Origin of the sequence: Labrenzia sp. THAF187b, assembly GCF_009363375.1 — a bacterium.
Lineage (GTDB): Bacteria > Pseudomonadota > Alphaproteobacteria > Rhizobiales > Stappiaceae > Roseibium > Roseibium algicola.
In genome coordinates this window covers 280,806-301,091 of record NZ_CP045345.1, presented here as the reverse complement: position 1 = coordinate 301,091, position 20,286 = coordinate 280,806, and the positions used below count along the sequence as shown (strand labels likewise).

Sequence of the window (20,286 nt, the reverse complement as noted above, 5' to 3'; positions counted from 1 at the left end):
TGTTATCCTTTTTATTCTGCAGCGACGGTGCCTTCGACGAGCGCATTTGCTGATGGGATGTCGCCGGGGTCGGCGCCCTGGGCACGCATGCGTTTCTGGATCGTGGCAACGTCGGCGTCGCGCAGTGCACAGTTCTGTTCCAGAGCGACCGCAACGGCGACGCCCGCGGCTTCGCCCTGCGCCATGCACGGCGGTATTTCCCGCGAAAGCTTCTGGGCTTCGCTTTCAACCGAGTAGTGGCGGCCAGCAACGATCATGTTGTCGATGCCCTTGGGCAGCAGGGCCCTGTAAGGCGTGTAGTAGTCCCTGCCCCGGCAGACGCTGTCGGAGAAATGACGGCGGGAGCGCACGTCATCGCGGGTGACCACATATTCGCCCTGCAACAGACGGGTCTGGCGAATGCCGAGTTGTTCCGCGGCACCCAGCATCTTGGCGTTTTCGAAACCGGGCAGATTGGCGCGCACGAAGGCGAGCAGCTTCATCATGCGCTCGCGGCCTTCGACTTCCGCCGCCAGCATGTGTTCCGGCGACAGACCGTCATACCCCGGCATGTGCGGGCAGTTGCACCAGACGATGCCCGGCAGCGGCGTCTTCAGCCACCACATGCCCCAGGCGCCACCGATCACCCGGCGCACCTGACGGTCCAGGGCCTTGTATTCTTCCGGATTTTCGAACTCGAAGGCTTCTGCCTTGTCCGTGTCGACGTCGCACAGGCGGAACACGGTCGTGACGATGTACTGTCCGGTCTGGAAAGACGCCCCTGCGGACGATGCAACATCCAGATCGCCGCTGGCATCGATCACCATCTTCGCCTTGATCGCCTGACGGCCAAGCTTGGTCTGGCAGATCACGCCGGTCACACGGCCGTCTTCCACCATTGCTTCGGAAAACCACGAATGCAGGCGCAAATTGACACCTGCCTCACGAGCCAGGTCGAGGCTCACCCGTTTCCAGCAATCGGGGTCGAAGGCAACTGCGTGAATGATCGGCTGAGGCATGCCGGTCTGATGAAAATCGATGCAGCCCCAACGGGACCACTTCTTCCACACTTCCCAGTTGGTCAGGCAATCTTCCGGCGGCGGAAAAACTGCGCCATCCTGAGCCGACATCCGGTCGACGAATTCGTTGACGATGCCCGTCGTGACGATTTCATTGCCCTCGTTGACCATGTCGTCGAGCACCAGAACCATTCCGCCGGAGGCCATGCCGCCAAGGTGATGGTAACGCTCGAGCAGGGTCACCGAGCAGCCGTTTCTGGCAGCCGATACGGCGGCACTCAGGCCGGCGGGGCCACCGCCGATGACGACCACGTCGCAGTCTGCGACGACCGGAACCTGCTCATTGCGGGTCAAGGAAATCTGCGTTGTGTTGGTGCTCATTTCGGCGCACTCCTCCCGTTGGGCCGCCAAGCGACGGCCCGGTTTCAGTTAAGATTTTCGTTTGGTTCAGATCCGCTTCACCACCGCACGATCATGCGTTCGGCAATGGAAACAGCGGCAAACATCAGCACCGACAGGCCCGACGACAGGAAGACTGTCGCGTAGAGCAAGGCGGAGCGGAAATTGAACGTTGCATCGATGATCAACGCACCCAGCCCGACATCCGCGCCAACCCATTCCCCGACGATGGCGCCGATGACACAGGTGGTGGCCGCGATCTTCAGTGCCGAAAACAGGAACGGCAGCGAAGACGGCAGGCGGATCTTCCAGAACACTTCCGACTTGGAGGCGGACAGGATCCGTGCCAGCTCCAGCGCCTGAGGGCTGACCGACTGCAGGCCGCGCACCATGTTGACCAGTGTCGGGAAGAAACAGATCAGGGCAGCGATGACGACCTTTGCGGTCAAGCCGGCTCCGAAGATCAGAACCAGGATCGGGGCAATGGCCAGGATCGGAATGGTGTTGATGAACACCGCGATCGGGAAGAACGCCCGCTCCACCATCCGGCTGTGCACGAAGGCGATCGCGATCAGCACTGCAGCCACGTTGCCGACGACAAAGCCGAGCACGCTTTCGAACAGTGTTGGCCAGAAGTTCCGCATCAACTGCGGAAATTCGGTCACCAGCGTTGTCGCGACTTCGCTCGGAGCCGGGGCGATGTAGCTCGGCACTCCAAAGGCCCGGACGCCGATTTCCCAGGTGGCGATCAGGCCGACCGCAGTCAGCACCGGGGTCGCGACAGCAGTCAGCCGTGCCCTGCGCGCCATGGCCTTTTCGGCAGCGTCATCATCCACCGGCATGCCCATCGTTTCGTCGACGGCAGTCATCAGCACGCCTCCAGAAGTTTGCGCAAATGCGCGGAGTATCGGGTGAATTCCGCCGTATCCCGCAACTCGGTGGTGCGCGGATATGGCAGATCGATATCGACGATCTCGTGCAGGCGGCCCGGATGCGCCTTGAGCATCAGCACCTTCTGCCCCAGAAAGACCGCTTCCGGGATCGAGTGGGTTACGAACAGGATCGTCACGCCGGTTTCCTCCCAGACCTTCAGAAGCTGAAGGTTCAGGTGGTCGCGGGTCATCTCATCGAGCGCACCGAAGGGCTCGTCCATCAGCAACAGCTTCGGCTTGCAGACCAGTGCACGGGCAATCGCCACACGCTGACGCATGCCTCCGGAAAGCTCGTGCGGCAGTGCGTGTTCGCGGCCCTTGAGACCGACCAGCTCAAGCAACTCCATCGGCGACTTGTCGCTGACGGGGATCTGGATCCCGCGGCTCTGCCCCATTTCCAGGGGAAGCTGGACGTTCTCCAATGCCGTGCGCCAGGGCAGCAGCGTCGCGTCCTGAAACACGAAGGCAAATTCCCGTGCCAGACGGGCAGCCTCGGTCGTCTTGCCAAAGATCGACACGTCCCCGGATGCAGGCGGGATGAGATCAGACACCAGCCTGAGCAAGGTCGACTTGCCACAACCCGACGGACCAAGGATGGAATAGAAGGCTCCCGCCTCGATCTCCAGGCTGATGTCCTGGATCGCGGTGAACTGACCGAACTTGACCCAGGCATTGCGCAGGCTGGCTGCAGGCACCAATGTGCCTGCGTCCAGATTTTCCAATACCGCTTCCATGGCCTTAACCGACCTTCGGGCGGCTGTCTGCGGTGCTCTCCAGGACCGACAGCGTCATCACATCGTCGACGGCGGGCGCCCCGTTCGCGAATTGCTCGAGATTTTCGTAAGTCTCGATCTGGGCCTGCCAGTTTTCGCGTGTCATGGTGCCCCAGCCGTTTTCGGCGGTCTTTTCGTTGAAGGAATATCCGACCACCAGCGGCACCGCCTTCAATTCGCTTTCCCTGTCCAGGTTCGGCAGGCGCTCGACCAGATAGTTGACGGCTTCTTCCTGATTCTCACGAACCCAGCCCCAGCCGCGCGAGATGGCGCGGATCATGGCCTGCACCTTGTCGCCATGCTCGTTCAGCACAGTGTCCGTGGTGTAGAAGGGGTTGGCATAAAGCTGGATGCCCGCATCCCACAGAGACATGTCGACACGCTGGTCCCCAAGGATCGAAAGCGCGTTGACGTTTGTCTTCCAGCCGGTAATCGCATCGACCTGCCCCGTCAGCAGCGGCGCCATGTCACTGCCGATGACCTTCAGTTCAACCTGGGCCTCGGATATGCCGTTCTTGGCCAGAAGCGCGCGGAACAGGATCCGTCCGGTCGCCTGGGTGCCGATGGTCTTGCCGATCATGTCCTGCGGCGTCTTGATCGGGTTCTTCTTGAGCGAGAAATACGTGTAGGGGTGCTGCTGGTAACCGGCGGCAATACATTTCACCGGAATGCCCGCCGAGCGCGCCAGCATGAGAGAGGGGCTGGAAGACACCTGGCCGAGATTGGACCGCCCGGAAGCGACGGACGCCACACCATCGACATTCGGCCCCCCCGGCACGATTTCGAATTCAAGACCTTCTTCCGCGAAATAGCCCAGCTTGTCGGCCGCGATTTCTCCCAGGTTGCCGTTACCGGCCAGCCAGCCGAGCTGCATGGAAACCTTGAAGGTGTCCTGAGCAAAGCCTGGTACGATATTCACAAGTGTTCCGGCGCCTGCCAGACCAGCGCCTGCGGCCATGGTCTTGAGCATCGAGCGGCGGTTCAATCCATTCGAGAATAGGTATGACATACTGTTGGTCCCCCTCATTTGAGATTGGGCGGTTTGTGGCCGACTGTTCCCCTTGCCGACTTCACAGTGAACTCTAACGGGAAGATGCACGGTGCAAAAAGTGCAAAAACATGCTAACGGTGATGCATAAAATGCACCGCACTTTGTGATGCACTGTTTGCCACTCTGTCCGGGGGGACATCGTGCATTCGAATTTTCTGCGTTATTTCGACGAAGTCGCCCGCCAGGGCTCCATCCGCAAGGCATCTGCGGTTTTGAACGTGTCTTCCACCACGGTGAACCGGAAGATCATCAGCACCGAGAACGAGATGGGCGTTCGCCTGTTCGAGCGCACCCCCGAAGGCGTGACGCTGACCGATGCCGGGGCCATCGTCCTGGAACACTGCCGCAAGACGCTGCAGGACTATGAACGCACCCGCACCATGCTGGACGATATCCGCGACCTTCGGTCCGGGCACCTCAACATTGCCGCCATCGATTCCGTAACCTACGGGCTGTTGCCTCGTATCCTGCTCGACTTCAACCGGATCTATCCGCAGGTCACCTATTCGATCACCACCGCGCAGCCGGACGAGATCATCACCGCTGTCGCGGGCGGAATTGCCGATATCGGCATTACCTTCACCTTCGATCTGCATCCAAACGTTCGGGTAATTTCCGATAAGACCGCGCCGATCGGCATCATCATGCGATCCGACCATCCCTTCGCGGGCCGAACAAACCTCGCCATAGAGGAACTCTCCGGCCAGAAAATGGTGCGCACCGTAGATGCGCGCGGTCGCAATTCGATCATCGACCAGGCAATCTCGGGCATGTCCTCCGCCCTCTCGACCAACTGCTTTACCGACACCTTGCACGTGGCAAAACAGATGATCCTGGCCGGCCGAGGCCTCGGCCTTTACACCAAGATCGGTTTCATTGACGAAATCGACCAGGGCATTCTCCGGTTCGTGCCACTGATGCATGACATCCTGTCCAACCTGCGCATTGGCGTCGTCATGTCCGCTTCTTCCGGCATCTCGCCGCCCGAACGGTTGCTCGGCAACGAAATCAAGCGCGCCCTCACCCAGCTGCGGCTGGATTCATGAGTTTGCAAGGACACTGCCGGCGGCCTGCACTCTGTCTGCCGGATGGTTCAAATCGGTCTTACGTACCGGCGCAGTGAAACAGCAATTGTAATTATCGAAAAAAGCGATACAAATAGCTGTTCCAGATTCACAGCCGGGGACAACCCATGCGCGCAAATTTTCTGATCGTCGATCCCGTCAAGGACAAGATCGCCATGAAGGCGATCGCTTCCCAGCCTCGCCTGCACCTGTTGCAGGAGCTGGTACGGACACCCGGGATGAACATCAACGCGCTTTCGGAAGCTTCCGGCATGCCGCAATCCTCCGTGTCCACCCACATCCAGGTTCTGGAAGAAGCAGGCCTGGTGCGAACGGAAGTGCAGCGGGCGAAGAAGGGCAGCCAGAAGACGACCTTCGCCATCTACGATGAGATCATCCTGGCCTTCCGCTCGTCGGAAGAACGCATCGAGCCGAACCAGATCGAAGTATCGATGCCGCTCGGCCTTTACACCAACAGCCTCGTCACAGCTCCTTGCGGCATCTGCTCGACAGAAGGGATCATCGGCCTTCTCGATGTGCCGGAAACTTTCATGGATCCGGAGCGGATGAAAACGGCTTTGTTGTGGTTTACCAGTGGCTTCGTCGAATATCAGTTCCCCAACAATGCCAAGCTGACTGGCAAGCAGATCGACGGTCTGGACGTTGTGATGGAGGTGAGTTCCGAGGTGCCGGGCACCATGAGCAACTGGCCCTCAGACATCGTCCTGTCGATCAACGGCAAGGAGATCGGCGTCTGGACGTCCCCGGGTGATTTCGGCGACAAGCGCGGGGCCTACACACCCGACTGGTGGAAGCTTTCCGGCTCGCAGTACGGCATGCTGAAGACCTGGAGTGTCGGCAGGAACGGCACCTTCGTGGACGGTCACAAGATCTCTGATGTCAAGACAGAAGACCTCCAGCTCGACGAACACCGGTCGGTTCGATTGAAGATCGAGGTAAAGGCCGAAGGACGGCACCCGGGCGGAATCAACGTCTTCGGCCGCGGTTTCGGCAATTACGATCAGGACATTATTTTGCGACTGCACACCCGCAATTGACCGAAACTGCACTTGAAAAGACGTCGGGACATTCACTTCTGGTTGCACCGCAACAACATTGTCCAGTTGACAATTTTCCCCAAGCTCGCATTCTTATCAGAAATAAAGATTCATATCGATTTATTCGATATATATTTCTGGGAGAATGCGAATGAAGGCACGCGTCACCGTGCATCGGGATTTCCGGATCAGTTCCATCGATGAGCGGCTCTATTCCGCATTCATTGAACACATGGGACGGGCGATCTATTCCGGCATTTATGAACCTGACCATCCGCAGGCCGATGCCAACGGCTTTCGCAAGGACGTGCTGAAATTCGTACAGGACCTCAGGATCCCGGCCATTCGTTACCCGGGCGGCAACTTTGTTTCCGCCTACAACTGGGAAGACGGCATCGGCCCGAAGGACAAGCGCCCCGTCCGCCTCGATCTTGCCTGGCGCAGCAAGGAAACCAACCAGGTCGGTATCGACGATTTCGCGATCTGGGCGGAACAGGCCGGCATCGAGATGATGCTGGCCGTCAACCTGGGTTCGCGTGGTCTGGAAGAGGCACGCAACTTCCTGGAATATGTGAATTTTCCCGGCGGCACCCAATGGTCCGACCTACGTCGTTCCAACGGCCGCGAGGATCCTTACGGGGTCAAGATGTGGTGCCTCGGCAACGAAATGGACGGCCCCTGGCAGATCGGCCACAAGGTCGCCACGGAATACGGCCGGCTGGCCAACGAGACGGCCAAGGCGTTCAAAGGCTTCGACCCGACGATCGAGGCGGTCGTCTGCGGCAGTTCAAACGACCGCATGCCCACCTATCCCGAATGGGAACGCGAAGTCCTGGAAGAGTGCTACGAGAACGTCGACTACATCTCTCTGCACAAGTATTTCGGCAACAAGAGCAAGGACACGCTCAACTACTTCGGCAAGATCGAGGAAACCGGCCGCTACATCCAGACCATTGGCGGTGTCATCGATTACGTGAAGTCCAAGAAGCGTGCGAAGAACGACGTCCATATCTGCTTCGATGAGTGGAATGTGTGGTACCACATCCGCGAGGACGACAGCCGCCGCATCAAGGAATGGGACTGGCCGGAAGCACCGCCGCTGCTTGAAGAGAACTACAACTTCGAGGACGCCCTCTTCGTCGCCGGCCTGCTCAACGAGTTCATCCGCCGCTCCGACCGTGTGCGTATTGCCTGCATTGCCCAGCTGGTCAACGTAATCGCCCCGATCCGGGCGGAAAAGGGCGGGCCCGCCTGGCGCCAGACCATCTATTACCCCTATCAGTTCGCGTCTCTTTACGGCCGCGGTGATGCGCTAAACGTTGCCGTGGATGCACCGACCTACGACTGCTCCGTTGCCGACGATGTCTGCTACCTCGACGTTGCCGGGGTACACGACAAGGCAGCAGGCACACTGACGCTTTTCGTCCTGAACCGGCATCTGACCGAAACGGCCGATCTCGACGTGTCCTTGACGGGTTTCGGCTCGCCGTCCCTGGCCGAACATCTGTCCATGGAAGGCTACGGCCTCAATGACACCAACGGTCCGGACAAGCCGGACAACGTGGTTCCCGGCAAGGGGACAGGCGTTGGCGTGGAGGATGGTCAGCTCAAGGGCAAGCTTGCGCCGCTTTCCTATAATGTCCTGCGGTTGAGCGTCGGCTGAGGGGATCCATGCAATGGGGGTTCAGCTTCGCAACATACGCAAGGTCTTCGGCCCGGTCGGGGTGATCCATGATGTCAGCATGGACATTCCGACGGGTGAATTCGCGGTCTTTGTCGGTCCATCCGGCTGCGGAAAATCGACATTGCTGAGGATGATCGCAGGCCTTGAGGACACAAGCGGCGGCAAGATCTCGATCGAAGGCACCGATGTGACCTGGCAGGAACCGGCCAAACGCGGCGTTGCCATGGTCTTCCAGTCCTATGCGCTTTATCCGCATCTTTCCGTCTTCGAGAACATGGCCTTTTCCATGCGTCTGAAACGGGCGCCGAAACAGGACGTGCACGACAAGGTGATGGAGGCGGCCCGCATCCTCCAGCTTGAGGAACAGCTGCAGAAGAAGCCGTCTCAACTGTCCGGAGGCCAGCGTCAGCGAGTTGCGATCGGACGGGCGATCGTGCGCCAACCCAAGGTGTTTTTGTTTGATGAGCCTCTGTCGAACCTGGATGCGGAGTTGCGCGTCCAGATGCGGCTGGAACTTGCCCGGCTGCACAAGCAGATCGGCGCGACGATGATCTATGTCACCCACGATCAGGTGGAGGCCATGACACTGGCCGACCGGATCTTCGTGCTGAAACAGGGTGTCGTGCAACAGGCTGGAAAACCACTCGATCTCTACGACGACCCCGACAACAAATTCGTCGCCGGTTTCATCGGATCGCCGGCCATGAACTTTCTGCCGGCAACAGTGCTCGGCCGGGAAGGCGATTGCCTGCGCATTGCCATCAACGGAACGGACGCAGTCCTGCTGGCGAAAGTTTCCGGCGATCTTCCGGCCGACAGCCGGATCACCGTCGGACTGCGTCCGGAACACCTGACCAGCGCGGACAAGGGCATTCCCGTGACCGTGGAAATGGCGGAGGACCTGGGAGGTGTTTCCTACCTGCACACGCATATGCCGGACGGCCGCGAGATCGTCGTTGAATGGCGCGGCAGCCGCCATGCCGGGGGCGGTGAGGCAATCAAGCTCACCTGCACACCTGAACAGGTTCTGGTCTTCAACGAGCAGGACCAGCGTATTCGGTAGACCTTCTGTCTGCCTGGTACCTTTGAACCGGCCTTGATGGGAAATGCCGGTTTTTCATACGGGAGGAAGAGTCGATGAAATACCTTAAGACACTTCTGGCAGCGGGGGCGATGAGCCTTGCCAGCCTGCCGGCATTTGCCCAGCAGGACATCACCTGGTGGGACTTTCTGAGCGGTGGTGACGGCGTTCGCATGAAAGCGTTGATCGCACGCTTCAACGAAGAACATCCGGACGTCAAGATCAACGGAACCACTCTGGAATGGGGCGTGCCCTTCTACACCAAGGTGCGCACTTCCGTTGCCGTTGGCCAGGGCCCGGACGTGATGACCTATCACCTGTCGCGCATGCCGCTCGGGCTTGAGGAAAATGTGCTGGACGTGATCAGTGATGAAGATCTTGCCACCGCCGGTCTCAGCAAGGATGACTTCTTCCCGGCAGCCATTGCCGCCGCGAGCGATGCGGACGGCAAGCTCCACGCAGTGCCGTTCGATATCCACGCCATCGTGCTCTACGTAAACAAGACCTATTTCGAAGGATCCCGCTTCCTCGATGACCAGGGCAATCTGACCGGCATTGAAAGCCTCGCCGATTTCGAGGAAGCGCTTGCGCTTGCCAAGGAAAACGGCTCCGAAGCTCCCGTCTCCTACGCAACAGGTGATGACGGCGGCACCTACCGGGTCTTCTTCACCCTGCTCAAGCAGCAAGGCGGCGAGCTGATCACCGACGGCGAGGTTCTGGCAGGCGACAATCTGGACAAGGCCGCCAATGCCATCGAGATCATGACCAACTGGCACAAGCAGAGCTGGCAGCCGGAGCAGGCCGAATACGAAGCCTCCGTTGCGTTGTTCACGTCCGGCAAGGCCGCTTTTCACATGAACGGCGTCTGGGAAGTGCCGACCATGGTCGACATGGCGGAAAAGGGAACGCTCGGGTTCGACTGGGGTGCGGTACAAATTCCGACGCTGCTTGGAACCACGGCCACCTGGGCGGATTCCCACGCCTTCGCCATTCCTCAGGGAACGGAAATGAGCCCGGAAAAACGCGCGGCGGTGATGACCGCAATCGGCTGGATGGAGAAGAACTCGATCTCCTGGGCCGGGGCAGGACATATTCCAGCCTACAAACCTGTCGCGACCAGCGATGAATTCGGGGAAATGGAACCCAACGCCACCTATTCGTCACTCGCCGAAACCGCGGCCTACGATCCAAGGTCGCCGATCGCAGGGGTGGCCTCGCCTGTCTATGATGCAGCCATCAACATCATCTCGCCCGCCATGCATGGTTATCTGGAGCCCGCGCAGGCAGCACAGCAGATGAAAGACGAGCTTCAGTCGAAGCTTCAATAGACGAAGGCTTTGCCCGGGACGCCTGCCGCACGCACACAATATGCGGCAGGCGTCTCCTGCGGCGAGAAAAGGACGATTACTCAAGTGGCCATGATTACCAACCGGCGCAGGGAAGTGGCGGTCGCCATGACGCTCATCGCGCCCTTTGTCCTGACCTTCGTGCTGGTCTTTCTCTATCCGACGATCCGGATGATCGAGCTGAGCTTTACCAACGCGCCTTTGATCGGTCCGGGGGAATGGGTCGGCCTTGCCAATTTCAAACGGCTGCTTACCGACAACCTCTTCTATACATCTCTGAAGAACAACGGTTATTTCGTTCTCCTGACCGTCGTTCCAACGACCGCACTGGCCCTTGCCATTGCAATGATGATCACGCGCCTCAAGGGGCCGCTTCAGGCGCTGATCCTCGCGCTTTTCTTTCTTCCCTACATTCTGCCCGTGTCGGTGGTGACGCAAATCTGGGCCTGGATGCTGGACTTCCAGTTTGGCGTGCTGCAGCCGGTGTTCGCGTTCTTTACCGGTAAACCGGTACCGGTCTTCAAGAACCCCTATTGGGTCATGCCGACGGTCGCCACGGTGACAATCTGGTGGACCAACGGTTTCAACGTACTTCTGTTCATCGCGGGCCTTCGAAACATCTCCAGCGATTACTATGAAGCAGCGGCACTGGACGGGGCGACACGCTGGCAACTGTTCACCAAGGTCACCTGGCCCCTGCTTTGGCCGGTAACCGCCCTTGTTCTGACCCTTCAGCTGATCCTGCAGCTCAAGATTTTCGACCAGATCTACCTGTTGTCGTCCGGCGGACCGTTCAATTCGTCCTACGTTCTGCTTCTGATGGTCTACCGGGAAGCCTTCCAGTTGAACCACGGCGGCTATGCCTCTGCCATCGCCCTTGTTCTGTTTGTGCTGATCGTGGTCGTGTCGGTGCTGCAGTTTCAGTTGCTGCGCGCGGGAGGGAACAAGCAATGAAGACCCGCAAACTGGAAAACTGGGTTCTGGGCATCGGCAGCCTCTTGGCGGCGGCCATCTGGATCTTCCCTCTCTACTGGGCGTTCATTACCTCGATCCGCACCGAGGAAAGGGTCGTCAGCGAGGGCGCGGGTGTCATTCCCGACGAGTTCAACCTGGCCTCCTACATCGACGTTCTGTTCGATACCAAGCTGCTCAACTGGTACTGGAACTCCATCGGCACATCCGTGATCATCACGCTGGTTGTCATTGTCTCCGGAATGATGTGCGCCTATGCCATCTCCCAGATGCGCTTTCCCGGCCGGAGGCTGCTTTACGGCGTGGTGCTCGCCAGTTTCATGGTGCCCTCGCAGGCACTTGTGGTGACGCAGTTCATCCTGATGAACGACATGGGCCTGATAAACACCTGGGCCGGCATCATCCTGCCGCAGCTCATCGTTCCGGTGGTGATCATCGTCTACAAGCAGTTCTTTGACGCCGTACCGAAGGAAATGCGCGAGGCCGTCGTCCTGGATGGCGGCGGTGACTATACGCTGCTGTTCAGGATCTACCTGCCGCTCAACTGGGGCATCACGACCGCTCTGGCGATCATCACCTTCATCATGGCCTGGAACCAGTTTCTCTGGCCCTTCCTCGTCATCACAACGGAAAACCAGATGACGATCCCGGTCGGCATCACCCAGGTGAACGATGCCTTCGGCGTCTATTACGCCCGTCTGATGTCCGTCGCGCTTCTGGGTGCCATGCCCGTTGCCGTTGCCTATCTGATCTTCCAGAAGAAGGTGACGGAAGCCGTCATGATCTCCTCGGGCGTGAAAGGCTGAAGCCTGCCCTTTCGGAAGCATTTCTTCTTCCGGTTTCCTGTAACTCCTCGGCCCCGCGAACAATGTCGCGGGGCAATCGGTATTCTGCAGGCACTTGGATGCAGGCGCTGCAGTTCATATGTCTACGTCAACAAGATCAGAATGACGAAGACAGTTGAGCACTCACACCGTGTGTGTTTGGCAGACGGATGAGGAGTTCAGAATGACAGTTGGAGCCGGTCTCCCGATAGTCCTGGCGGGACCGATCCTGCGACATATCACGGCGAACAACGTTAGCGTCTGGCTCGCCACTTCCCGACATTGCGATGTTCGATTTGAGTTTTTCCCCGAAGCACAGCCGGACCTCAACCAGACCTATGAAACCGGCGATCAGGACTGGCAGGTTCTGAAGGCGGGAGAAAGCCTCTATTATCATCTCGTCGATATCGAACTGGGCACTTCGCTGCCGATCGATGTCCTGATTTCCTATCGCCTGAGCGTCAAGCCGACTGGTGAAGCTGAGCAAGCGTGGCAGGACCACACGGTGTGGGCTCCCGATCTCTGCTATCCGGGACGTGACCTGCCTTGTTTCAAGGTGCCGGACCGTATCACCTCCCTGTTCCACGGGTCCTGCCGCAAGCCGCATGCGCAAACCCCGGACGGCCTTGCCGGAGCCGACGTTGTCCTGAGGCAGGCCCTTGGCCCTGAGGGCGAAACCACAGCCGGCAGTCCCGCCTTGCCATCGCTGCTCGTGATGAGCGGTGACCAGGTTTATGCCGACGACGTTGCCGGACCGATGTTGCAGGCAATCAGCCTGCTTGTCGAAAAACTGGGCCTGCCGGACGAACCGCTGGACGGCGTTGAGCCTGGGCTACCTGCGTCCGGCAACGAACTGCGGAATGTCGGCAACCTGCTCTATCACCGCGATACGCTTCTGCCCCGGGTCTACAAGAACAAGACCGTGTTCGACGTCCTGTTCGGAGGCACCGAAAAGCCGGTTTTCACAACCCAGCACGCCCGCAACCACCTCGTCACACTCGGCGAAATGCTGGCCATGTATCTGCTGGTCTGGTCGCCGGCATCCTGGCAAGGCATGCCGGAGCTGAAAGCGCCGGAAGGCCTGGAGGCCAAGGACGCGGAGATGTACGCCGAAGAGACGGTGACGCTAAAGGATTTCCGGGCTGATCTGCCTGCCTGCAGACGGGTCATGGCGCATCTTCCAACGGCGATGATTTTTGATGATCACGACATCACCGACGACTGGAACCTGTCACTTGCGTGGGAACAGGCCGCTTACAGCCATCCTTTGTCGCGCCGGGTGATCGGCAATGCCTTGGTCGCCTATGCTCTGAACCAGGCCTGGGGAAACCGGGCACGCACCATCGGTCCGGACATTCTTCCGCCCGTGCAGGCCGCGCTTGCCGATCCCGGGTCCGAGGCGCATGAGACCGCGATCACCACGCTGCTTGAATACGAGGAGTGGGACTATCAGTGGCAGACGTCCCCGCCGTTGATCGTTCTGGACACGCGCACGCGGCGCTGGCGGTCAGAACGCAACGCGCATAATCCCTCTGGCCTTCTGGACTGGGAAGCAGCCACAGACCTTCAGACCCACCTGAAAGGCAAGGACGCCGTTCTGCTTGTGTCCGCTGCCCCGATCTTCGGCGTCAAGCTGATCGAAACGGTGCAGAAGATGTTCACGCTGGCCGGCAAGCCGCTGACTGTCGACGCGGAATACTGGATGGCGCATTCGGGAACCGCCAGTGCGATCCTGAATGTGTTCGGTCACCGCGGCACCCCCCGGCACTTTGTCATCCTCTCCGGCGATGTGCACTACTCGTTCGTCTATGACGTTGAACTGCGCCAGACCGCACCGAGCCTGTCCGGTGCGACCGACGACGGATCAAAGATCTGGCAGATCTGCAGCAGCGGGATAAAGAACAAATGGCCGGACAAGCTGATCAAGATTCTGGATCGCGGCAACCGATGGGCGTTTTCACCCCGTTCGCCGCTGAACTGGTTCACCAAACGCCGTGGTATGCGTGTCATCCCGCGCAAGCCCGTCGGAACGCCACATGGCCGCCGGATCCTGAACGCGTCGGGGATCGGCCTTGTGGAGCTGGACGAGACGGGCGCGCCCGTCGACATTCACCAGGTTCTGCCGGACGGTTCGCTGGTGTCGTTTGAACGCCGTGAAGCCGAAGCCCGGGACGACTGACCGTTCCGGCGGACGGTTCTGCTTCAGCGCGTTACCGCCATCAAGGCGCTTCCACCGATCATGAACCCGCCCCCGGCATAGCCCATGCGGCGCCGGGCGAGGCGTGTCTGAAAAAGTTTGCGCGCACGCGCGGCGATCAACGCATAGCCCGCCAGAAGCACCATGACGACAACGCTTGAGGTCAGTGTCAGCACAACGAGTTGAACCGTCATGTCTGCGGCCGGGTCGATGAACTGAGCGAGGAAGGCCATGTAAAAGACGATCGCCTTGGGATTGAAGATAGCCGTCAGGGTACCTGCCCAGAAACTGCCCCACGCAGACCCTGCGCGTATGCCCGGTTCAAGGGCAACGCTGTCGCGACGTGCCGCCCTGATCTGGCTGTAACCCAGCCAGGCGAGATAGACGACGCCTGTCCATTTCACGATCTGGAACAGCACAGTGGACGCGGCCAGAATGGCGCCGACACCTGCGAAGGAAAGGCCTGTCAGAACGATACTTCCGACAACGTCGCCGAGAATGCACATCACAGCAGCGGTTTTGCCGCGCATCAAGGTTTGCCCGACAACCAGCATGACACTTGGTCCCGGAATGATGGTCAGAACGACACAAGCGAGTGTGTAGGCAAGCCAGGTTTCCAGAGACACGTTCAACTCTCCCTTGGGGTCAGGCAGCGGCGGGTTGCGGCAAGAGGCAGTGAGGCGAGGAGCGCGGCACACCCGATGAGGAGTATGCCGGCCAGATCTGCCCTGTCTGGCATATCCGCAAAGAAGACGACACCCCAAACCACCGCGAAAACGAGGTAACCATTGTCGAAAAGCCCGATCAGAGGTGCCGGTGCCAACTGATAGGCAAATGCCACGGCCACCGTGATGAGGGCAAGCAGCAGACCCAGCAGGATCAGAAGTCCCCACGCAGCAGCTGAAAGAGCTGGCCAGGCGCTCAGCAGGAACCCTGCCCCGGCAGGGACGGAAAAGAGATGAAGCCCCAGCACGTAGGCACCGCCCGCCAAGGCAAGCACCAGGTTCAGATTGAACGCCATTGCCAGCGGTGCCTCCTTCCGGCACCTGGCCGACGTGACGACCGCCGCTAGCGCATAAAAGAAGCCTGCCAGCAAGGGCAAGACCACTGCCGGAGACATGTCATCAATTCCCGGCCGGAGGAGCATGACAACACCCGCCATCCCGAGAACAATTGCAACCGTGCCTTTTGCACCGACGGGCCTTCCCTGAAAGACAGATGTCAGAATGGCCATCCACAGGGGCGCGGTGTAATAGCAGGCTGCCGCAAGTGACAGCGGCATCAGCGGCAATGCGGCGTAGTAACAGCCCCACATCAGTGCAAGGCATACGCTGCGCGTCCAGACCCAGACGTTTGCCGCAAGAAGGGGCTGTGATGGGCGCCCTGTGTACGCGAATGCCAGCCCAAGCAGAATGGCTGCGACGAATGAGCGGACCAGAAGCAACTGCCCAAGCGCGATACTGCCGCTGTTCAGTTTGACCAAGGCGTCGGACAAGGACAGCAACAGCACTGCTCCGGTAATCGAAATGATCCCGGCAAGGAGCGATCCAGCTTGTTGTTTCGGCAGAAATAAAGATATCATTTCAGCATGGAAGCATGTCCACTATCTTTGTAAAAATGAGAAATTTCGAGAAATACATAATTGAAACGCATGCATAAGGATGACCTCTCACTGGCCCGCCTGAAACCGTTCGAGGCTGCTGCCCGATATGAAAGTTTCACACGCGCGGCCGATGAACTCGGCCTGACCCAGACGGCCATCAGCCGGCAAATTGGTCAGCTTGAAGAGGAACTGGGTGTCCGCCTGTTCGAGCGGCGCAACCGCGCGGTGTTCCTTACCGAGGAAGGAAAACGCCTGGGCCAGGTTGTCGGAGAAGCACTCAGGGCAATCCGCACGGAAGTTGCCGCCATCCGCGGGACAGGCGATCCAGATACCATCGTCCTGCGATGCCAGCTATGCGAAGCTTTCTACTGGCTGATGCCGCGTCTCTCGGGTTTCCACGCGGCACATCCTGAAATCCAGCTTCAACTGGTCAGCGCATTGGAACCCCTGACGGAGGCGCGCGAACCATTTGACGTCGCCCTTCAGACCACCGGGCGGGCGGCCGGAGCGGCACGGTTGGTGTTCACGGCATCCGACGAGATCTTCCCGGTCTGCGCTCCGGCGCTCTTGAAGGACGTTTCGTTGCCGCTGACACCGCAAGAGGTCTCCACCTTGCCTCTCCTGTCGCACCGTGTGGTGCCACAGGACTGGTTTGACTGGCCGGACTGGTTCGAAGCTGTCGGCGTTCCACGACCCGCCCACAAGAAGGTCATCTATTTCGACAGCTACCCGCTTGTCCTTCAGGCCGCCGTTGCCGGTCAGGGTGTTGCCCTCGGCTGGAAGCGCACGGTGGACGGCCTGATCGACGAAGGCAAGTTGCGCTCCATCTGTGATGTTGCCCTGAAGAGACCAAGCGAAATCTCGGTTTACCGAGGCACCAAACAGTCGCGGCACAGTGCCGTCGACCAGTTGATCGCGTGGCTCCGCGCAGAGCTGGCGTAACTCGGCGATACCCTTCGAAAAACCTAGCTTGGCCAGGCCAAGAACGCGTGAGGTTCAGTTATAGCGCTGTGCCATCGCTTCCAGCGGCAGCGGGCGAATGCGGCTGGCGTGGCCGGCTGTTCCGAAAGCCTCGAAACGGTCGCGGCACACCTGCGCCATCAACTCCATGGCCGGCTTCAGGTATTTGCGTGGATCGAATTCGGACGGATCGTTCGTCAGGGCCTTGCGTACGGCTGCCGTCATTGCCAGGCGGTTGTCGGTGTCGATGTTCACCTTGCGCACACCGCTCTTGATGCCGCGCTGGATTTCCTCGACCGGAACGCCCCAGGTCGGGCGAATATCACCGCCGTAGGAATTGATGATTTCCTGGAGATCTTCCGGCACCGAAGACGATCCGTGCATGACGAGGTGCGTGTTCGGCAGACGGGCGTGAATGGCCTCGATCACATTCATTGCCAGAACGCTGCCGTCCGGCTTGCGCGTGAACTTGTAGGCGCCGTGGCTGGTGCCCATGGCAACGGCAAGCGCATCGACGCCCGTGTCGGCAACGAACCGTTCAGCTTCTGCCGGGTCGGTCAGGAGCTGGTCTTCGCTCAGCTTTTCGGTTGCGCCATGTCCGTCTTCCTGATCGCCCATGCCGGTTTCGAGTGACCCGAGCACGCCAAGTTCGCCTTCCACCGACACGCCGGCCGCATGAGCCATGTCCACGACCTGCCGGGTTATGCCCGCGTTATAGGCATAGTTGGCAGGCGTCTTGCCATCCGCTTCCAGCGAACCGTCCATCATCACGGAGGTGAAGCCATGCTGGATAGCAGTCACGCAGGTTGCCAGGTTGTTGCCGTGGTCCAGATGCATGCAAACGGGAATATCGGGATAGGTTTCGGCGAAACCATCAATCAGGCGGGCCAGCACCCTGTCGCCGGCGTAGGCCCGTGCACCCCTGCTTGCCTGCAGGATGACCGGCGCATCGCAATCGGCCGCGGCGCGCATGACAGCCATGCCCTGTTCCATGTTGGAAATGTTGAACGCAGGCACAGCGTAGCCGTTGTCAGCTGCGTGATCCAGCAGCTGACGCAAAGTGATGCGGGCCATCAAAAGCTCCTTAGGTGTTGTCCGTGCAATAGGTAATGAACATGTCGACGTTTTCGGGTGACCCGAAAATCAACGGAATGTTCTGGTGCAGGCTCTCGGGCATCAGGTCGAGGATAGGCGTTTGCCCGTCCGTCGCCTTGCCGCCGCCCTGCTCGATCAGAAACGCGATCGGCACCGCTTCATAGACCAGACGCAAGCGCCCGTTCTCATAGCCGGGCCGCCGGTCGCCTGGGTAAAAGAACAAACCGCCCTGAAGCAGGATCCGGTGAAACTCGCCAACCGCGGAGGCCAGCCAGCGCATGTTGTAGTTTTCGCCAAGACGCCCCTCCTTGCCTTTCAGAACGTCATCTGAAAAGCGCCGGACCGCATCCGGCCAATGACGGGCATTGGAGGCGTTGAAGGCAAGTGTTCTTGATTTAGCGGGCACCTGATGGTTCTCCCGCAACATGCGGAAGACACCCGTAGCGCGGTCGAAGACAGCAAGGTGAAGGCCGTTGCCCAGGCTGAACCCCAGGTCTGTGGAATGGCCAAACGAAACATATCCCGCCGCAATGACGGATCTGCCCGTGCACAGAAAACCCTGGTCCGATGCCGGCAGGATCGAGAACAGGGTCCCGAGCGGAGCGCCTGTTCCGATACTGCCGGATCCGTCGATGGGGTCGATGGCAACGTCAAGCGTGCCTTCCGGGTTGAGAACAATGATCTCTTCGGCTTCTTCCGAAAGCAGCTGGCGGACACCCGCTGCCCGCAGCACCTCGACCATGTGAAGATGGGCACCGACGTCGAGTGCCTTCTGCTTGTCGCCACTTTCATTGGTGCCGACGACCTCGCCGGGGTCCCCCGGCAACCGGCCTGCGGCAAGCCTGTCTGCCAGGACGCCGGTCGCATCCGCAATGGCCTGAAGAACGGCGGCAGTATCGCTCGCCCCATGCTGTCTTGCCAGATACGCCTGCAGCGTTTCGGCATTCACGTCCGTATCGTTCGGAAGTCTCAGCATGGTCTCATCATTCCTCGGGTCAGCAATTTCGATCAGACCGCATGATACTTCGAATCGACGGCATTGATCGCGTCAACATTGCTAGCAGAGCGGCCGTTGACGTCGAATGTTTCCTTCAGGAAGGCGTCGGCGATGGATTTGGCGAGTTCGGGGCCAACCACGCGCGCGCCCATGGTGATGATCTGGGCATTGTTGGAAAGGGCTGCCCGCTCGGCGGAGTAGGTGTCGTGGGTCAGTGCGGCGCGAATGCCCGGCACCTTGTTGGCGGCAATGCACACACCGATACCGGTTCCGCACACCAGGATCGCCCGGTCGTAGGCACCGGAGATCACCTGGCTGGCAACACGCTCGGACAGATTGGCATAAAACGCATCCGGCCCTTCGGGCGTTCTGGAGATCTCGTCGACCTCGAAACGATCCTTCAGGTAGTCCGCCAGCAGTTTCGCAAGGCCTTCGCCTGCACTGTCGCCCGCAATTGCAAGTTTCATGTCAAACCTCTCCGAGTTTCGACGAGCACCTGGCGAGAATGTCGAGGTAACCCTCGACTTCCCAGGCGGATCGCCCGATGAACAGCCCGTCCACATGAGGACAGGAAATGAGCTCTTCGCAGTTTCCGGGATTGACCGACCCGCCATAGAGGCAGGGGATACGCCGGTTGAGGACGTCCTCTGCAACGGCAATAATCTCCGCCTGGCGGGCGTCTGCATAGTCCGACGTTGCCGGCACACCATTGACGCCGATTGCCCAGACCGGTTCATAGGCAAGCAGGATCTCGGCCTGTTTCTGCCCATCGGACAGATTGCCAAGAGCCGCGCGAACCTGTGCCTCAAGCACCGCCTGTGCCTGTCCTGCCTCTTTTTCCGCCAGCGTTTCGCCGATGCAGATCAACGGAACGAGCCCGTGACGCACGGCCGCTTCGGTCTTCAGGCCGACGGCCTCATCGGTTTCACCGAAAAAACTGCGCCGTTCGGAATGCCCAAGTTCGACAATGTCGAGACCGCAATCGGTCAGCATGAGCGGCGAGACTTCTCCCGTCCACGCCCCTGCATCTTCCCAGTGCATGTTCTGCGCGCCGACCTTCACCGATGTGCCTGCGAGCATCGCCTTCACTTCGCGCACCGCGGTGAAGGGAGGGATGACAAACCGCTGGATCCGGGGATCCCGATCCGCGTCGGACGTGACAAGCCCGTCCGCAAACCGTCTGGCATCTGCCAGCAGCTTGTTCATTTTCCAGCTCGTACCGACCCATTTTCCGGTGAGGGCAGCCATTCGC

General features: G+C 59.7%; 19 protein-coding genes. 9 read left to right on the top strand and 10 right to left on the bottom strand.

What is annotated here, in order from left to right:
* Positions 1 to 11 precede the first annotated feature (11 nt).
* From FIV03_RS29230 to FIV03_RS29215, 4 genes are all read right to left on the bottom strand, one after another.
* Positions 12 to 1,379, bottom strand: a complete 1,368-nt coding sequence (locus tag FIV03_RS29230) for an FAD-dependent oxidoreductase (protein ID WP_152512298.1) — start codon at positions 1,377 to 1,379, stop codon at positions 12 to 14.
* A 77-nt stretch (positions 1,380 to 1,456) separates the two neighbouring features.
* Positions 1,457 to 2,266, bottom strand: coding sequence for an ABC transporter permease (locus tag FIV03_RS29225; RefSeq protein ID WP_023001409.1), 810 nt, complete (start codon positions 2,264 to 2,266; stop codon positions 1,457 to 1,459).
* On the bottom strand, positions 2,266 to 3,063 hold the full coding sequence (locus FIV03_RS29220; RefSeq protein ID WP_055660967.1) for an ABC transporter ATP-binding protein: 798 nt from the start codon (positions 3,061 to 3,063) through the stop codon (positions 2,266 to 2,268). The genes FIV03_RS29225 and FIV03_RS29220 overlap by 1 nt, the downstream gene beginning before the upstream one ends.
* Positions 3,064 to 3,067: 4 nt before the next feature.
* Positions 3,068 to 4,111, bottom strand: a complete 1,044-nt coding sequence (locus FIV03_RS29215) for an ABC transporter substrate-binding protein (RefSeq protein WP_152512297.1) — start codon at positions 4,109 to 4,111, stop codon at positions 3,068 to 3,070.
* Positions 4,112 to 4,293: 182 nt separating this feature from the next.
* Here FIV03_RS29215 and FIV03_RS29210 point away from each other — a divergent pair, with 182 nt between their 5' ends.
* From FIV03_RS29210 to FIV03_RS29175, 8 genes are all read left to right on the top strand, one after another.
* Positions 4,294 to 5,199, top strand: a complete 906-nt coding sequence (locus tag FIV03_RS29210) for a LysR family transcriptional regulator (protein WP_055660965.1) — start codon at positions 4,294 to 4,296, stop codon at positions 5,197 to 5,199.
* Positions 5,200 to 5,345: 146 nt separating this feature from the next.
* Positions 5,346 to 6,275, top strand: a complete 930-nt coding sequence (locus FIV03_RS29205) for a winged helix-turn-helix transcriptional regulator (RefSeq protein WP_152512296.1) — start codon at positions 5,346 to 5,348, stop codon at positions 6,273 to 6,275.
* Between the two features lie 151 nt (positions 6,276 to 6,426).
* The gene (locus FIV03_RS29200; RefSeq protein ID WP_152512295.1) at positions 6,427 to 7,938 is read left to right on the top strand and encodes an alpha-N-arabinofuranosidase; all 1,512 of its coding nucleotides are present in this window, start codon (positions 6,427 to 6,429) and stop codon (positions 7,936 to 7,938) included.
* Positions 7,939 to 7,951: 13 nt separating this feature from the next.
* Complete coding sequence (locus FIV03_RS29195; protein WP_152512294.1) at positions 7,952 to 9,022, top strand: ABC transporter ATP-binding protein; 1,071 nt, start codon at positions 7,952 to 7,954, stop codon at positions 9,020 to 9,022.
* Positions 9,023 to 9,096: 74 nt separating this feature from the next.
* The gene (locus tag FIV03_RS29190; RefSeq protein WP_152512293.1) at positions 9,097 to 10,368 is read left to right on the top strand and encodes an extracellular solute-binding protein; all 1,272 of its coding nucleotides are present in this window, start codon (positions 9,097 to 9,099) and stop codon (positions 10,366 to 10,368) included.
* A 90-nt stretch (positions 10,369 to 10,458) separates the two neighbouring features.
* A complete protein-coding gene (locus FIV03_RS29185) occupies positions 10,459 to 11,340 on the top strand; it encodes a sugar ABC transporter permease (RefSeq protein WP_023001417.1) in 882 nt (293 codons plus the stop codon).
* Positions 11,337 to 12,164 (top strand): carbohydrate ABC transporter permease, encoded by an 828-nt coding sequence (locus tag FIV03_RS29180; protein WP_152512292.1) that lies wholly within the window; start codon positions 11,337 to 11,339, stop codon positions 12,162 to 12,164. The genes FIV03_RS29185 and FIV03_RS29180 overlap by 4 nt, the downstream gene beginning before the upstream one ends.
* A gap of 202 nt (positions 12,165 to 12,366) precedes the next feature.
* A complete protein-coding gene (locus FIV03_RS29175; protein ID WP_152512291.1) occupies positions 12,367 to 14,361 on the top strand; it encodes an alkaline phosphatase family protein in 1,995 nt (664 codons plus the stop codon).
* Between the two features lie 23 nt (positions 14,362 to 14,384).
* On the opposite strand, the gene FIV03_RS29170 is transcribed toward FIV03_RS29175, so the two are convergent.
* Both FIV03_RS29170 and FIV03_RS29165 read right to left on the bottom strand, forming a co-directional pair.
* Positions 14,385 to 15,005: a LysE family translocator gene (locus FIV03_RS29170; protein WP_286202321.1), complete on the bottom strand. Its 621-nt coding sequence runs from the start codon at positions 15,003 to 15,005 to the stop codon at positions 14,385 to 14,387.
* Positions 15,006 to 15,007: 2 nt separating this feature from the next.
* A complete protein-coding gene (locus FIV03_RS29165) occupies positions 15,008 to 15,961 on the bottom strand; it encodes a DMT family transporter (protein WP_152512289.1) in 954 nt (317 codons plus the stop codon).
* Positions 15,962 to 16,030: 69 nt separating this feature from the next.
* Between FIV03_RS29165 and FIV03_RS29160 the strand changes: the two genes are divergently transcribed.
* Entirely contained in the window at positions 16,031 to 16,924 is an 894-nt protein-coding gene (locus tag FIV03_RS29160; RefSeq protein ID WP_152512485.1) for a LysR substrate-binding domain-containing protein, read from the top strand.
* Between the two features lie 54 nt (positions 16,925 to 16,978).
* Here FIV03_RS29160 and fba read toward each other — a convergent pair whose 3' ends face one another.
* From fba to FIV03_RS29140, 4 genes are read right to left on the bottom strand one after another with little or no spacing between them, the layout of a single operon-like run.
* Entirely contained in the window at positions 16,979 to 18,016 is a 1,038-nt protein-coding gene (gene fba, locus FIV03_RS29155) for a class II fructose-bisphosphate aldolase (protein ID WP_055660946.1), read from the bottom strand.
* A gap of 10 nt (positions 18,017 to 18,026) precedes the next feature.
* Positions 18,027 to 19,013: a class 1 fructose-bisphosphatase gene (locus FIV03_RS29150; RefSeq protein WP_152512288.1), complete on the bottom strand. Its 987-nt coding sequence runs from the start codon at positions 19,011 to 19,013 to the stop codon at positions 18,027 to 18,029.
* Between the two features lie 32 nt (positions 19,014 to 19,045).
* Positions 19,046 to 19,501, bottom strand: coding sequence for an RpiB/LacA/LacB family sugar-phosphate isomerase (locus FIV03_RS29145; protein ID WP_023001425.1), 456 nt, complete (start codon positions 19,499 to 19,501; stop codon positions 19,046 to 19,048).
* A gap of 1 nt (position 19,502) precedes the next feature.
* Positions 19,503 to 20,282, bottom strand: coding sequence for a triose-phosphate isomerase (locus FIV03_RS29140; protein ID WP_152512287.1), 780 nt, complete (start codon positions 20,280 to 20,282; stop codon positions 19,503 to 19,505).
* Positions 20,283 to 20,286 lie beyond the last annotated feature (4 nt).

What these genes read in the sequence shown, in the direction of transcription:
- FIV03_RS29205 (WP_152512296.1), top strand. Translation starts at nt 5,346, where the DNA reads ATGCGCGCAAATTTTCTGATCGTCGATCCCGTCAAGGACAAGATCGCC.
- FIV03_RS29165 (WP_152512289.1), bottom strand. Translation starts at nt 15,961, where the DNA reads ATGATATCTTTATTTCTGCCGAAACAACAAGCTGGATCGCTCCTTGCC.
- FIV03_RS29145 (WP_023001425.1), bottom strand. Translation starts at nt 19,501, where the DNA reads ATGAAACTTGCAATTGCGGGCGACAGTGCAGGCGAAGGCCTTGCGAAA.
- FIV03_RS29230 (WP_152512298.1), bottom strand. Translation starts at nt 1,379, where the DNA reads ATGAGCACCAACACAACGCAGATTTCCTTGACCCGCAATGAGCAGGTT.
- FIV03_RS29190 (WP_152512293.1), top strand. Translation starts at nt 9,097, where the DNA reads ATGAAATACCTTAAGACACTTCTGGCAGCGGGGGCGATGAGCCTTGCC.
- FIV03_RS29225 (WP_023001409.1), bottom strand. Translation starts at nt 2,266, where the DNA reads ATGACTGCCGTCGACGAAACGATGGGCATGCCGGTGGATGATGACGCT.
- FIV03_RS29150 (WP_152512288.1), bottom strand. Translation starts at nt 19,013, where the DNA reads ATGCTGAGACTTCCGAACGATACGGACGTGAATGCCGAAACGCTGCAG.
- FIV03_RS29220 (WP_055660967.1), bottom strand. Translation starts at nt 3,063, where the DNA reads ATGGAAGCGGTATTGGAAAATCTGGACGCAGGCACATTGGTGCCTGCA.
- FIV03_RS29200 (WP_152512295.1), top strand. Translation starts at nt 6,427, where the DNA reads ATGAAGGCACGCGTCACCGTGCATCGGGATTTCCGGATCAGTTCCATC.
- fba (WP_055660946.1), bottom strand. Translation starts at nt 18,016, where the DNA reads ATGGCCCGCATCACTTTGCGTCAGCTGCTGGATCACGCAGCTGACAAC.
- FIV03_RS29215 (WP_152512297.1), bottom strand. Translation starts at nt 4,111, where the DNA reads ATGTCATACCTATTCTCGAATGGATTGAACCGCCGCTCGATGCTCAAG.
- FIV03_RS29185 (WP_023001417.1), top strand. Translation starts at nt 10,459, where the DNA reads ATGATTACCAACCGGCGCAGGGAAGTGGCGGTCGCCATGACGCTCATC.
- FIV03_RS29195 (WP_152512294.1), top strand. Translation starts at nt 7,952, where the DNA reads ATGGGGGTTCAGCTTCGCAACATACGCAAGGTCTTCGGCCCGGTCGGG.
- FIV03_RS29180 (WP_152512292.1), top strand. Translation starts at nt 11,337, where the DNA reads ATGAAGACCCGCAAACTGGAAAACTGGGTTCTGGGCATCGGCAGCCTC.
- FIV03_RS29140 (WP_152512287.1), bottom strand. Translation starts at nt 20,282, where the DNA reads ATGGCTGCCCTCACCGGAAAATGGGTCGGTACGAGCTGGAAAATGAAC.
- FIV03_RS29160 (WP_152512485.1), top strand. Translation starts at nt 16,031, where the DNA reads ATGCATAAGGATGACCTCTCACTGGCCCGCCTGAAACCGTTCGAGGCT.
- FIV03_RS29175 (WP_152512291.1), top strand. Translation starts at nt 12,367, where the DNA reads ATGACAGTTGGAGCCGGTCTCCCGATAGTCCTGGCGGGACCGATCCTG.